Here is a 14,045-nt window from a genome sequence, read left to right as displayed (position 1 = left end):
TCATTGAAAACAACCAACCATGCCGACGGAGAATTCATGGCTGCTATGAAATCGATCTGCCTTTACTGTGGTTCCTCTAACGAGGTCGATCCGAAGTATATCGCGCTGGCCAAGGACCTCGGCAAAAGGCTGGCAGAAAGCGGATACCGCCTCGTTTACGGAGGCGGCAGTGTCGGCTTGATGGGTGCATCAGCAAACGCAGCTCATGAAGGGGGCGGCGAAGTGCTCGGTATCATGCCGCGCTTCCTTCTGACAAAAGAACGCATCTTCGAGCAGGTCGAGCATCGCATCGTCGATACCATGCACGAGCGCAAACAGATGATGTTTGACGAAAGCGATGCTTTCATCGTCCTGCCGGGCGGCATTGGCACGCTGGAAGAAGCTGTAGAGATGCTGTCATGGGCGCGCCTCGGCCTTCACAGCAAACCTATGGCGTTTCTCGATGTAGACGGCTTCTGGAGCCCGTTCTTCGAACTGATGAGCCATATCGTGAAAGACAAATTCACGCCGGCTGAATTTCTGGACCAGTTCGCCCACACGAATACGCCGGATGAAGCAATTGAGGCGCTTCGTGTCCGGCATATTGATATGAAATAGCGACAGCTTAGGCCGCTGCAGCCTTCAGACGCTCAGCGGCCCGCTCAGGACCAAGCAGCACGAGCACCCGCCCCATATCAGGGCCGCGTCCCTCGCCGGTAAGAGCCAGACGGAGCGGCATGAACAGACCCTTGCCCTTGCGGCCAGTCGCGTCCTTCAGCTCTTTAGTCCAATTCCCCCAGGTTTCGAGATCGTACGGACCCGCAGGCAGCGTCTCAGCCGCTGTCTGGACATAGCCCTTATCCTCTGCCTCAATGTCCGAGGAAATCGTGCCGTACAGCACGTCAGCCCAGGACGCCGCTTCAGACACGGTGCTGATATTCTCTTTCACCGTTTCCCAGAACAGTTCGCGGTCCGGACAGGATTCCAGAGCCGCAACACCATCAAGCGTGTCAGACACATCCGCGTAAGACAGAGACAGAACACGTTGCGCATTGAGCTTCATCAGCTCTTCTTCGTCGAAACGCGCAGGCGCACGACCGATTTTGTCGAATGAAAACTCCGCCGCGAGCTCATCAAGAGACGCGCGAATTTCAACGTTATCGCTCGTACCGATCTTGCCCAGAAGTGAAGCGATAGAGATCGGCTCAAGGCCCTTCTTGCCCAGCTCCTGAATGGAAAGAGACCCAAGACGCTTTGAAAGTCCCTGCCCGTCAGCACCCACGAGAAGGGGCGTATGCGCCATTTCCGGAGCTTTTCCGCCCAGCGCCATGAAGATTTCGATCTGCGCACCAGAGTTCGTGACATGGTCTTCACCACGAACCACGTGCGTGATGTCGTACTCAATGTCGTCGACTACGCTTGGAAGCGTGTAGAGATAGCTCCCGTCACCGCGCACCAAGATCGGGTCAGACACTGAAGACGTATCAATGCCTTGCGGGCCGCGCACGAGGTCATTCCACTCAACGCGGTCACCAGAGAGCTTGAAACGCCAGTGAGGCTTACGGCCTTCGGCTTCAAACGCTGCTTTCTCGTCGTCTGTCAGATTGAGGCCCGCACGGTCATAAACAGGTGGACGGCCACGGCTCAGCGCGATCTTGCGCTTCCGCTCAAGTTCTTCCGGCGTTTCGTAACAGGCGTAAAGCAGGCCATCAGCCTTCAGCTTGGCAACCGCTTCATCATATTTATCAAAGCGTGTTGACTGATTGAACGTGTCATCCCAGCCAAGGCCCAGCCACGTCAGATCGTCTTTCAAGCCTTGCTCGTATTCCTTGGTAGATCGCTCGAGATCGGTATCGTCGATACGCAGAATGAACTTTCCACCCTGCCCTTTCGCAAACAGCCAGTTGATCAGCGCAGTTCTGACATTGCCAACGTGCAGTCGGCCAGTCGGGGATGGGGCAAAACGAACAATAGGTGCAGACATGCTTTTCAGACTCAATTTTGTTTCTGGCCGACTTTTTCATTCAATCCGGCAAGGTTCGGTTGGATAAGCAACATTACGCCGCTCGCCAAGAGCGAAAACGCGCCCATTACCGCCAATTGCAGGTCAAATCCAACACCAAAGTCGATCAGAAACCCTGTAAGGAACGGTGAAGCGGCCGTAGAGGCGACCATAATCGCATAAATCAGCGCTCTTACATCACCCAGGTGTCTCGTACCAAACAATTCTGGCCAGAGCGCCCCCGAAAGCGTTGCCTGAGCGCCCGCTGTCATACCGAGACCAACATAGAGTAACGGAATGAAAGCGCCTTCGCGCAAAAACAAAGGCACCATAAGCGCGAGCGATATGGGTAGCAGGAACGCCGGAAGCAGAACTTTCGCGCTAAACCTGTCAATCACAGTGCCCGCGATCAGGCTCGTAATCACCTGAGCCGCAGCAAAGACGGTCATGGAAGCAACCATTACATTCATGTCCCAGCTCATGATCGAGGACAAATGCTGCTGGTGGAAAAAATATGCCGTCACCATGAAAGGCGGACACAGTGCCGCTATCTGAACGAGATAGAATTCCGGTCTCTTCAGAATGTCCGAACGAGTCCAGTGAAACACCTTCTTACCAGAAGACACATCCTCTTCGGTTGCGACCTCTACTTCCTGAGGCACCCGATCAACACTCAGCAAAAGCCAAAGCAGCGGCACAGACAGAACGAGCAGCAAAATAGCGGCGCCGCCCCAAAGATAAGCGAGCCCCGCAGTCGATAGAATGACGGCAGCGACCGCAGGCATGAAGCTTTCAGATAAGGGAAATCCGAGCCCGACAATGCTCACGGCTTTTCCGCGGTTCTTCGTGTACCATTTGCCTGCAGATGTCATGGCGACATGGCCACAAAAGCCCTGGCCGAAAAGACGAAGGGCGAAGATTGCGAGCGGAAGGATTACCACCGTCAGACTGGAGATCGCCATCAGGGCACATGCCAGACTGAGCCCCAGCACGGTCAGGATAGCAGAGCGTCTGACACTGAACCGATCCACCAGTTTACCAAAGTTCGACAGTGTGAACGCACTGGCCAGCGTTGCTCCACCATAGATCAGACCGAATTGCGAGTGACTTAGCCCATGAGCCGCCCTGATCGCGTCGTTAGATAGCGATATGAAATAGGTCTGACCGAAACCGGAAAACAAGCAAAGCAAAAGGCCCGCCGAAAGCCAGCGGGCGTTCGCGATTATAAATTTAAGCATCACGCCAGCGGCTGGTGATCGGGTAGCGACGGTCGCGTCCGAAATTACGCGGTCCGATTTTCGGCCCGGGCGCCGACTGCCGACGTTTGTATTCGGATATGTAGAGCAAATGCTCGATCCGCTTCACCGTCTCTCCAGGATGTCCGCGTTCGATGATCTGATCGGTCGACATCTCAAAATCGACGAGACCGCGCAAAATGTCATCCAGCACCTCGTAAGGCGGTAGGCTGTCTTCGTCTTTCTGGTCTTCACGCAGTTCTGCGCTTGGAGGCTTTGTGATGATACGCTCAGGAATGACTTCGCCCGTCGGACCCAGAAATTCCGAAGCATCACATTTATTTCGCCAGCGACAGATTTGAAAGACTTCAGTTTTATAGAAATCCTTGAGCGGATTATAGCCGCCACACATATCACCGTAGAGTGTCGCGTAGCCGACTGCCATTTCAGACTTATTGCCTGTCGTAACAACCATATGGCCAAACTTATTGGACAGCGCCATCAGTGTCACTCCACGAAGGCGAGACTGAATATTCTCTTCGGTCGTATCGGGCTCTCGATCAGCAAACTGTTCGCTAAGCATCGCATCCAGCGCATTTACGCCCTCAGCAATCGAGATCGTATCATAGCGCACGCCAAGCGCTTCCGCGCAGGCCTTTGCGTCTTCCAAGCTATGATCGCTCGTATACTTAGAAGGAAGCATAACGCACCAGACCTTATCGGCCCCGAGTGCATCAACGGCTATGGCTGCTGTTAGCGCGGAATCGATGCCGCCGGATAAACCGAGCACCACACCGGGGAAGCGGTTCTTACGGACATAGTCGCCCAGGGCGAGAACAGCCGCCTGATAGTCCGCCTTTTCTGCTTCACTCGGCCCCTCGCAGGACTCGACCTGAAATGACTTTACAGACGCATCGAAATCAAATGTGCGGATGCCGCTCTCGAAATCCGGGAACAGCCAGGAATGGCGATCTGATGCTGACCATACATAAGACGCACCATCAAACACCAACTCATCCTGAGCGCCGATCTGATTGATGAAAATGTAAGGCAGCTCCGGGCTTTCCCATCGCGCAAACGCGGTACGGCGTTCGCGGTGGATTGTCCTCCGCCACGGAGACGCATTGAGCGCGAGCATCAGGTCTGCACCCGTAGACTTCACTGCAGCAGGAATACGGTTGAACCAGATATCTTCACAGATCGCGACGCCGACACGTACGCCTTTAAGTTCGAAGCTAGGATTATCGATCGTACCTGCTGTAAAAACCCGGCTGTCGTCAAACACGCCATAGTCCGGCAGCTCATACTTGTCATAACGTTTAGCCAGCGCACCATGCTGGAGAAGGAACGCGCTATTATAGACCGATGTGCCATCACGGAATGGCGCACCAATAACGATTGCCGGATCGCTCTTCTGAAGCGCCTGCTCCAATTCGCTAAGCGCAGCCTGACAGGCGGTATGAACACTCGGTTTCAACACCAGATCTTCTGGCGGATAACCGAACAGAAAAAGCTCGGAAAACACCAACAAGTCTGAATGCTCCGCGCGCGCCTGCTCAAGCGCCTCAAAAGCGAGCTTCAGGTTTCCGCTGACATCACCCACAATCGGGTTCAGTTGCGCGACAGTAATTCTCAGAGATTTCGACATAAGCGCGAGTTACACCCGGTTCTTAACGATGAAAAGTATTATGACTCGATAGCCGCTTCTGCCGCTTCCGCCATAGCAACCGCCGCAATGGCACCGTGGCCCGGGATCATGGAGTTCTGATAGCCAAGACAAGCGCGGTAGAAACTCTCATCGGCTGCGAGCAGAGGATCGGGCAGAACGGAGGAGATATCTACGCGGATCTCATAAGGCGTCGTGTTCACGACTTCACGTGTCAGGAAATCTACGCTGATTTCTCCAGACTCATAAACGACACGCATTTTACGTTCCCGCGCTTTTGCAGCGCGGCTGGCTTTCAGTACGGCCTGCGCTCCGGAAGAATAAGTGAAGGTCGCTTCAGCCTCGTCGACGTGATCTGTATGAAGCCGCCCCCCCTTCGCTTCGACGTCTTTGAAACGGCCCTCAATCAGACAGCCTGCAAGATCGAGATCATGGATCATCAGATCCCAGATCACAGAAACGTCGCCTGCGCGTCCCTCAGGTGATGGAGGAGAGAACCGGATCGACTCCATAAGTTTGGGCGTTTCCTCAATGCGGAACATGCCCATGGCCTTTGCGACAAAACGCTCCTGGTGCCCCACCTGCAGGATCAAGCCCTTCTTCACAGCCTCGCCAGCAAGGTCTCGTGCAACGCTCTCTGTGAGCGCCAGTGGCTTTTCTACGAGCACATGCTTGTCAGCCGCGAGTGCGCGGCGAACGAGGTCCGCGTGATAGACGGCAGGAACCGCAACCACAATTGCATCACTGACGTCGAGGAGGTCTTCCAGTTTTGTATAATTGGGAACGCCATAAGGCGCGGCAACAGCTTTGCCGCGCGCGTCATCAATATCGAAAATACCGGAAAGCGATGTTGTAGCGGACGCCGCTGCCTTCTGAGCGTGATAATTTCCGAAAACGCCAGCTCCGGCGACACCCACTCTTAGTTCAGACACATCTTTCTCCTTACATACGGATTTCGCTCGCCAGTATCAGCAGCGAAGGTCCGCGACCAGTCACAGTCTGTTGCATCCTTTTACAGACGTTCGTGCGCGTGACCAGCTTCCAGACACTTGCATTGATAGAAACGCCGAAATCGATCTCCGGAGACCACAAATCCCAGACCACCAATTGGAGAATCGCCCGTCATTCCTACGAATCACATCCCGATTCGTGGCGAAAACAGCCAAATTCCAGCTGCTCGCTTCGCCAAAAACGGGAAAAATGACCCGCCAATTCCTGCGAATTAGCAGGAAATCCACAGAAAGAGCAGCAAAACAGGCCGAAAAGCCCCGATATTACGCGGTTTTGGCTGCATTTTCTTTGACGAATCTGTTGGGCTATCGAATACCTTAGGTATGCGTTTCGTTGAGGAGCATGAAAAATGAAAAAATCAGAACTCGTTAAAGCTGTCGCAGACAAGTGCGGCACAACAACTAAAGACACATCAGCGGTTATCGACGCGACATTCGACGCGATCGCTGAAAGCCTGAAAGCTAAAGATTCTGTAGCAATCGCTGGCTTCGGTTCTTTCGCAACGAAAGACCGCGCTGCACGCGAAGGCATCAACCCATCTACTCGCGAGAAGATCCAGATCCCAGCGCGTACGGTTGCTGTATTCAAGCCAGCTAAACAGCTGAAAGAACTCTAAGAGATTTTTCTCTGGGTTTAAAAAGGGCTGGGACGAAAGTCTCAGCCCTTTTTTAGTGCCCGACGCGGGAGCACTTCCAGAATGACGAGCTGGGTGATTGCCGCGAACACAGAGGCAACCAGTACCGCTTCCGCCATACCCTGAACGCCGCGCCCCTCAACAAGACCAAGATACCAGGCCAGCGGAACCATAATTACCATATAGCTCGCAAGGTGGGCGATAGCCGGCTGCCAGACCAACCCCTGCGCACGCGACGCCATCGCAGCGACGTTTTGTAGTCCGTCAAAAATCACAATGCCGGCAGCAAACAGGATCATCGCTGAGAGCTCAGGGTGCAACTGCACATTCGCGACCAGCGCATCACGCTGAACGAAAACCGATGCCAGTCCGTCATTGGCAGATGACATAAGCAATGCGGCAGCCGCTCCAACCAGCACACAGACGAGCAGGCCAAGTCGCGACGCGTTTTTCACCGCGCCGAACTCTCCGCGCCCTACTCTTTCGGCAACGCGCACGGAGGTCGCCGTTCCGATGCCCAGAAAGGCCATGAAGACGAAGCCGATGGTCTGGAACATCATCCCGTAAACTGAGGCTGCGGCAATCCCGATCCACGTTGCAATGATATGGGTGAAATTGAAAGAGCCGAATTCGGCAACATTGCTCACGGCCATACCCATACCGACGGAGATCTGCCGCTTCGCCTCGCCGTCCTGCTTCTCACCGGAGCTTTTGAAAGCTGGTGTTTTCCACGCAACAAAGCCGAGCAAGACAAGCATCAAACACCAGTTGGTGCCTGTGGTCGCGAAGGCTACGCCTGTCGCGCCCAGCTCCGGGAAGCCCCAGCTGCCCGACACGAAAGCGAGGTCCAGCATCAGGTTCACAACGACGCCGATATACATCGCGACGGATACCAGAAGCGGCTTTCTAAGCGCTTCCAGATAATAGGTCATGGTCGTGTTGAAGATCTGAGCCAGCATTGCGAAGGCAAGGATACGCGTGACTGTCGTCGTACCTTCAAGAACCGCGCCCTCAAAACCTAGCGAACTATAAAGCCAGTGCGCGCCGAAGAACATCGGCACTACGCCAACGACGCCTAACAGTAATGCGGACACAACACCCCGCCGGAAAATACGTCCGGTTTTATGCGCCTCACCCTTGCCCGAAAACTCGGCCGTCATGACCGACACGCCAAGCAGAATCCCGAGCGACAGGCCTAACAGAACGCCGACCGGTAAATGGGAATTCAGTACGTAGGGAAGCTCTTCTGGTCTGTTGCGCCCGAGCACAATCGTGTCGGTAAGCATCATCAGCATGAATGACGCGCGTGAAACGGCTATCGGTAGTGATAGTCGTAATAGGTCCAGAATATCTTTCGGATCGGCCCAAGCGGGCCATGCCCGCTTGGTCATGGTTATGTGTGTCCGTCTATAAAACTGCTGCCGTAGAAGACATTGCCGCCTGAGAGCGCTCAGTCATGGACTGCAGCTTCTCCGCGATCAGGAATGCAAGCTCGAGAGCCTGCTCACCGTTGAGTCGCGGGTCACAATGAGTGTGATATCGGGACGACAAATCTTCTTCAGAGATCGCCTGCGCGCCACCAATACACTCCGTTACGTCTTGTCCAGTCATTTCAAAGTGAACACCGCCCGGGTGAGCACCTTCACTGGAGACAATGTCGATGAAGTCACGAACCTCAGACAGAATACGATCGACAGGACGTGTCTTGAAGCCGTTGTCCGTCTTCAGCGTATTGCCGTGCATTGGGTCAGACGACCAGACCACGTTGCGACCGGACGCCTGAACGGCGCGAACCAGCCCTGGCAGGCCCTGCGCAACGCCATCAGCACCAAACCGCGCGATAAGAACAATGCGTCCTGCCTCGTCTTTCGGGTTCAGTGTTTCGATCAAACGAAGCAGTTCGTCGGTCTCAAGACCCGGCCCGCATTTGATCCCGATCGGGTTTTTGACGCCCTTACAGAACTCGACATGCGCATGATCAATTTGTCGTGTGCGGTGACCGATCCAGAGCATATGAGCAGACGTGTCGTACCATTCCCCTGTCGTCGAATCGATGCGGGTCAGAGCTTCCTCGTATCCGAGCAAAAGCGCTTCGTGTGACGTGTAGAACTCGACCTGCTGAACTTCCGGCGTCGTGTCCGGTGAGATACCGCACGCACGCATGAACGCCATGGATTTCGAGATCTGGTCTGCGAGCGCAGCATACTTCTCACCTTGTGGAGACCGCTCGATGAAACCGAGCATCCATGTGTGGACGTTATTCAGGTCAGCATAACCACCCTGAGAGAACGCACGCAGAAGGTTCAGCGTCGCTGCTGACTGAGAATATGCCTGAAGCAAACGGCCCGGATCCGGCGCGCGAGATGCGTCGTCAAAGTCCATGCCGTTGATGATGTCACCACGGTAAGATGGAAGCTCTACGCCACCGATAGCCTCAACAGAGCTCGAGCGAGGTTTCGCGAACTGACCAGCAATACGGCCGACTTTTACAACAGGCTTTTCTGCTGCAAATGTCAGAACAACCGCCATCTGAAGAATAACGCGAAACGTGTCACGAATATTATTCGGGTGGAATTCCTTAAAGCTTTCAGCGCAATCCCCGCCCTGAAGTAGAAAAGCCTTACCCGCGGCAACATCAGCCAGACGCTTGCGCAGACGGCGCGCCTCTCCCGCAAACACGAGTGGTGGATAGCTTTTCAGTTGCTCTTCTACAGCCGCAAGGCGCGACGCATCAGGGTAATCTTCGGGAATATGTTTCGCTGGCCTTTCCCGCCAGGAAGAGGGTGTCCAAGACATTTTTTTCTCCATGAAGCCGCGATATTCATCACTAACCCCGAAACAGCGCAAGTATTTTTTAGAATATCGACTGTTTTACGCCGATATTAGAAAGTTATTGCGCTATTTCGAATAGCGTACTGTGCTTGCTTCCACCGTTGCCCAAGGTCGACGATCTCAGGCAAGCTCTGGCGGAATGTACTTCTCACGCATCGTGACAAGTTCTTCGGCGATTGAAGGATGAAGCGCACAAGTGCGGTCAAAATCCTGTTTGGTGGCGCCCATCTTCACGGCAATCGCGACCGCCTGGATAACCTCCGGCGCTTCAGGGCCAACGATATGACACCCGAGCACGACCTGATCTTCCTCACGCACCACGAGCTTCATCATAACGCGCTCTTCGTCGCCCGTCAGAAGATCTTTCATAGGACGGAAAGTTGTCTTGTAGATATCGATCGCACCGAATTTATGACGCGCGTCCTCTTCTGACAGGCCAACAGTACCCACAGGCGGCTGTGTAAAGACCGCAGTCGGCACATTATCATAGGTGAAGAAATTTGGGTCATTCTGGAAGACTGACTCGGCAAAGGCCTGACCTTCGCGGATTGCAACAGGCGTCAAATTCATCCGGTTCGTGACGTCACCGACTGCCCAGATGTGATCCACATTCGTTTTGGAGTATTGATCGACCTCAATAGCGCCTTTGGCGTCTGTATGCACTCCTGCCAGTTCCAGCCCAAGGCCTTCCGTATCCGGAATACGCCCAAGCGCCATGAGAACGACGTCTGCATCGCAAGTGTCACCGTTAGAGAAGGTGACTTCATGTGAAGCGTTCGCCTCTTTAATCTCAGTGATCGTCGCCTGCGTGACCACGCGAACGCCCTTACGCTTTAGCTCTTCATGGACATGAGTACGAATATCCCAATCGAAGCCATTGAGAACCGTGTCGCCGCGATAAATCAGAGTTGTATCGACACCAAGACCAGCGAACACACCGGCAAATTCCACAGCGATAAAGCCGCCACCCGCAATAACCATGCTCTTAGGCAAAGACTTAAGGTGGAACACTTCGTTTGACGTAATTGCGTGCTCGATACCGGGAATTTCCGGCGGCATCCAAGGCTCGCCGCCCGTAGCAATCAGAATCTTTTCCGCAGTAATATGCTTACCGGAGGTCGTCAGGCGCAGCGTATGCGCATCCAGAAACTCAGCGCGTTCTTCATGAACATCGACACCAGCATTATTCAGGTTACGGGTATAGATGCCGGACAGGCGATCGACTTCAGCATGCAGTGTCGTCATGAACGACGCGAAGTCGAATTCTACGTTTTCCGCGCTCCAGCCAAAACCTTTCGCATGCTCGAACATGCGGCCGAACTCGCTGGCATAGACCATGTATTTTTTCGGAACGCAGCCGCGAATGACGCATGTTCCGCCCACTCGATATTCTTCTGCGATCGCGACTTTAGCACCCGCCATAGCTGCGCGGCGCGCAGCGCGAACGCCGCCAGAACCGGCGCCAATCACAAACAAATCATAATCATAGGCCATAAGTCGCTCCTAATATTCAAATTCCAGGATCTGCGCGCCTTCTTCGTCTCCGAGAATGATGGTTCTGGCGAGATTGATGAACAGTCCATGCTCCACCACGCCCGGAACCACAGAGAGCGCCAGCGCGGCAGCCTGTGCTGAGGGTATTTCTTTACATCGACAGTCCAAAATGTAGTTGCCACCGTCCGTTACAAGAGGGCGCTTACCACTCGCACTCTCACGAAGCTTCACGATGGGTTGATCCACACCCGATGTTTTCAAAGCGTCGAAAACCTTTTTAGCCGTGATCGTGAACCCGAAAGGAGAGACCTCCACTGGCAGCGAAAAAGCGCCAAGGGTTTCCACAGCTTTGCTTTCATCTGCGATCACGACCATATGATCCGATGCGTTCGCGATGATTTTTTCTCTGAGCAGCGCGGCGCCGCCTCCTTTGATGAGACAGGCATGAGGATCAATTTCATCCGCACCGTCTACTGTCAGATGAATGCGCTCGACCTGCTCGACCGGCAATAAGGGTATACCTAGCGCTGCCGCCTGTTCGAAGGTTGCAACCGACGTAGGCACACAACGAACATCCAGACCATCACTGATCTCATCCGCGAGAAATTCCACAAAGAACGCCGCAGTCGAACCTGTACCAAGGCCCAGCGTCATGCCGCTCTCAACGAACTCCAGCGCCGCGGCCGCAGCGTTCCGTTTGGCTTCATCCTGAGACATCGATCAACTCTGCTTCTTGCGGCGCATTTCGGCGTGATAGGTGTCCGCCCAGCCTTCAATGTTTTTTTGCTTGCCCCTGGCTACTGCGAGAGCGCCTTCTGGTACGTCTTTAGTCACGACGCTGCCCGACCCCACGAAACTCCCGTTTTCGAGTGTCACAGGCGCTACAAGAGAAGAGTTTGAGCCGATGAAGCTCCCTTCGCCGATAGTCGTCCGGTGCTTGAAATAGCCATCGTAATTACAGAAGATCGTCCCTGCCCCGATGTTGGATTTCGCGCCGACATCACCATCACCAATGTACGACAGATGATTGGCAGCGACACCATCACCCAATTCTGAATTCTTGATTTCAACGAAATTACCGACACGAACACCCGTATGAAGAACCGCGCCTGGACGCAAACGGGCAAAAGGTCCGATCTGACACGCTTCGCCAACGGAGCAGTTCTCCAGATGAGAGAACGCTTTAATTCGCGTATCAGACGCTACCGAGACGCCGGGGCCAAAAAACACGTTGGGCTCGATTACAACATCAGCGCCTACCTGCGTATCAAATGCGAAATAGACGGTGTCCGGATCAATGAGCGTCACGCCGCTTTCCATCATGTTTCGACGCGTCTTGGACTGGAAAACCTTCTCGGCCTCGGCCAATTGCTCTCGTGAGTTTACGCCAAGAACGTCCTCCTCGGAACAACGTACAGCGCTCGCTTTCAGCCCGTCCTGTCGCGCAAGTTCGACGACATCGGTGAGATAGAATTCGCCCTTGGCATTATCGTTGGTGACACGGGACAGGAGATCAAACAGGTATTCTGATCTGACGGCCATGACGCCTGAATTACAAAAAGAGACAGCGAGCTCGTCCGGGCTGGCTTCTTTAGCCTCAACTATCTTCAGAAGGTCGCCTTCATCAGAACAAATCAGGCGGCCATATCCGCCGGGCTCGGCAGCATCGAATCCGAGAACAGAGACCGCGTATCCTGCATCGAGAGACGCAAAAGCCTTCTCAACGGCGTCTACAGGAAGAAGCGGCGTATCGGCATACAAAACGACGACATGCCCCTCAAAGCCGGCAAGTGCTTGCTCCGCCGATTGAACCGCATGGCCAGTCCCCTGAGGGGGATCCTGAATTGCAATATTTTCAGACCCGACACGGTTTGCAGCAACCTGTTTCAGTTCTTCGGAATGCGTTCCAATGACGAGAATACGCTTATCACACCCAAGGCCGTCTGCCAGCGCAAGCGACCAGTCAACCATTGGTCGGCCACCGACTTCATGGAGCACTTTGATCTTCTTGGAGCGCATTCGCGTTCCCATGCCTGCTGCAAGAATGACCGCGGCTCGTTTCATCGTGCGATTCTCCATAAATAGCCTGACACTGGGAGATACACGCTATATCCACATGATCAAAGCTAACCACACGGGAAACATTATGAACTGGACGGATTTTACGGTTGTTTTCGATCTGGACGGCACCTTGGTGGATACCGCACCCGACCTTCATGCCGCATTGGTTCATTGCTTTTCAGAAAAGGGACTGCCTGCGGTAACGTTAGATACGATCCGTCACGCTATCGGCCACGGTGCCCGGGTTATGATCGAGACATGCGCAAATGAGACAGGCGAGAGCCTGACTGAAGACGAGCTTTCAGCGATGCATAAAAGCTTTCTCAGTTATTACATCGCCCATATTGCGGATTTCAGCCGGCCATTCAGCGGAATTAAGGAAACGCTCGATTACCTACGAGACAAAGGCGCCTGTCTGTCTGTCTGCACGAATAAAACTCAGGACCTGGCTGATGAGGTTCTGCAGACTTTGAATCTAACCGACTATTTCGACAGCGTTATCGGCGCCGACAAGGCAAGCGAGAAGAAGCCCTCACCGGCGCATCTTCTGGAAGCTATTTCAGCGGCTGGCGGTGTCGCCAGCCATTCTGTACTGATCGGGGATTCGTCAACTGACGGCCGTTCGGCCGAGGCTGCAGGAATTCCGTTCATTCTCATGACGTACGGATATCTCGACGATGCAGCCTATGATCCCAAGCGCTTCGGGCAGTTATCTGATGCAAACGAACTGCCCGGTTTGCTTGAAAGCATGGTTAGCTAGCCCAGCGGGGTGCTTCAGGGGCTCGCTGTCTGACAACGCGACTTGCTGTGATTTCGTCACCTGGACGTTCACGGCGCGTCGGCATGCCATTGACCATATTACTACGAACATCGGTTCGGCCTGAGCGCATAGCTGCAATAAAGCCTGCTTCGACCAGATCGATGTTCACGTCAAATCCACGATCACGCCAGTAAGCTTCGATTTTCTCTTTAAGCTTCAGCGCGCCGTCAGTTGTGCACCAATCTCCATTCATATTCATCTCCTGGATCACCATATCAGTTGTTGAGATGGTCCTTCTTGATCCTTAGTGCCGTCTGCTATTGCGGCTTGCATTAGAGGTAAGACTTCGCGACACTACCATCAAGAAGAAA

At 54.0% G+C, this 14,045-nt stretch carries 13 protein-coding genes; 3 read left to right on the top strand and 10 right to left on the bottom strand.

The features are described 5' to 3' along the window. Window positions 1–36: 36 nt before the first annotated feature. Window positions 37–597: a TIGR00730 family Rossman fold protein gene (locus P1U45_RS12690; protein WP_301059399.1), complete on the top strand. Its 561-nt coding sequence runs from the start codon at window positions 37–39 to the stop codon at window positions 595–597. Window positions 598–604: 7 nt separating this feature from the next. Here the strand turns inward: P1U45_RS12690 and gltX are convergent, their stop codons facing one another. Genes gltX through P1U45_RS12670 form a run of 4 tightly spaced genes read right to left on the bottom strand, consistent with a single transcriptional unit; the run spans window position 605 to window position 5,814 of the window. After that, window positions 605–1,963 carry a glutamate--tRNA ligase gene (gltX, locus tag P1U45_RS12685; protein WP_301059398.1) on the bottom strand — a complete coding sequence of 453 codons (1,359 nt, stop codon included), beginning with the start codon at window positions 1,961–1,963 and terminating at the stop codon, window positions 605–607. 11 nt (window positions 1,964–1,974) lie between these two features. Then, entirely contained in the window at window positions 1,975–3,219 is a 1,245-nt protein-coding gene (locus tag P1U45_RS12680; RefSeq protein ID WP_301059397.1) for an MFS transporter, read from the bottom strand. Then, window positions 3,212–4,864: an NAD+ synthase gene (locus tag P1U45_RS12675; RefSeq protein WP_301059396.1), complete on the bottom strand. Its 1,653-nt coding sequence runs from the start codon at window positions 4,862–4,864 to the stop codon at window positions 3,212–3,214. The genes P1U45_RS12680 and P1U45_RS12675 overlap by 8 nt, the downstream gene beginning before the upstream one ends. A gap of 38 nt (window positions 4,865–4,902) precedes the next feature. Further along, window positions 4,903–5,814 (bottom strand): Gfo/Idh/MocA family oxidoreductase, encoded by a 912-nt coding sequence (locus P1U45_RS12670; RefSeq protein ID WP_301059395.1) that lies wholly within the window; start codon window positions 5,812–5,814, stop codon window positions 4,903–4,905. A gap of 428 nt (window positions 5,815–6,242) precedes the next feature. Between P1U45_RS12670 and P1U45_RS12665 the strand changes: the two genes are divergently transcribed. Continuing rightward, complete coding sequence (locus P1U45_RS12665) at window positions 6,243–6,509, top strand: HU family DNA-binding protein (RefSeq protein WP_022695384.1); 267 nt, start codon at window positions 6,243–6,245, stop codon at window positions 6,507–6,509. Between the two features lie 41 nt (window positions 6,510–6,550). On the opposite strand, the gene P1U45_RS12660 is transcribed toward P1U45_RS12665, so the two are convergent. The 5 genes from P1U45_RS12660 to glmU all read right to left on the bottom strand — a co-directional run bounded on the left by P1U45_RS12660 (window position 6,551) and on the right by glmU (window position 12,917). Next, a complete protein-coding gene (locus tag P1U45_RS12660; RefSeq protein ID WP_301059394.1) occupies window positions 6,551–7,918 on the bottom strand; it encodes an MATE family efflux transporter in 1,368 nt (455 codons plus the stop codon). A gap of 16 nt (window positions 7,919–7,934) precedes the next feature. Next, window positions 7,935–9,323: a class II 3-deoxy-7-phosphoheptulonate synthase gene (locus tag P1U45_RS12655; RefSeq protein WP_293607968.1), complete on the bottom strand. Its 1,389-nt coding sequence runs from the start codon at window positions 9,321–9,323 to the stop codon at window positions 7,935–7,937. Between the two features lie 156 nt (window positions 9,324–9,479). Next, the gene (gor, locus tag P1U45_RS12650; RefSeq protein WP_301059393.1) at window positions 9,480–10,853 is read right to left on the bottom strand and encodes a glutathione-disulfide reductase; all 1,374 of its coding nucleotides are present in this window, start codon (window positions 10,851–10,853) and stop codon (window positions 9,480–9,482) included. A 9-nt stretch (window positions 10,854–10,862) separates the two neighbouring features. Then, window positions 10,863–11,570, bottom strand: a complete 708-nt coding sequence (gene rpiA, locus P1U45_RS12645; protein WP_301059392.1) for a ribose-5-phosphate isomerase RpiA — start codon at window positions 11,568–11,570, stop codon at window positions 10,863–10,865. A 3-nt stretch (window positions 11,571–11,573) separates the two neighbouring features. Then, window positions 11,574–12,917 (bottom strand): bifunctional UDP-N-acetylglucosamine diphosphorylase/glucosamine-1-phosphate N-acetyltransferase GlmU, encoded by a 1,344-nt coding sequence (gene glmU, locus P1U45_RS12640; protein ID WP_301059391.1) that lies wholly within the window; start codon window positions 12,915–12,917, stop codon window positions 11,574–11,576. Window positions 12,918–12,999: 82 nt separating this feature from the next. On the opposite strand from glmU, the gene P1U45_RS12635 reads away from it, so the two are divergent. Next, window positions 13,000–13,674, top strand: a complete 675-nt coding sequence (locus P1U45_RS12635; RefSeq protein WP_301059390.1) for an HAD-IA family hydrolase — start codon at window positions 13,000–13,002, stop codon at window positions 13,672–13,674. Here the strand turns inward: P1U45_RS12635 and P1U45_RS12630 are convergent. Further along, on the bottom strand, window positions 13,667–13,927 hold the full coding sequence (locus P1U45_RS12630; RefSeq protein WP_293607963.1) for a hypothetical protein: 261 nt from the start codon (window positions 13,925–13,927) through the stop codon (window positions 13,667–13,669). The two genes, P1U45_RS12635 and P1U45_RS12630, sit on opposite strands and share 8 nt — an antisense overlap. Between the last annotated feature and the right edge of the window lie 118 nt (window positions 13,928–14,045).

Origin of the sequence: Ponticaulis sp. (assembly GCF_029210165.1) — a bacterium.
Taxonomy (GTDB): Bacteria; Pseudomonadota; Alphaproteobacteria; order Caulobacterales; family Hyphomonadaceae; genus Ponticaulis.
This window is presented reverse-complemented; position numbering and strand designations above follow the sequence as displayed.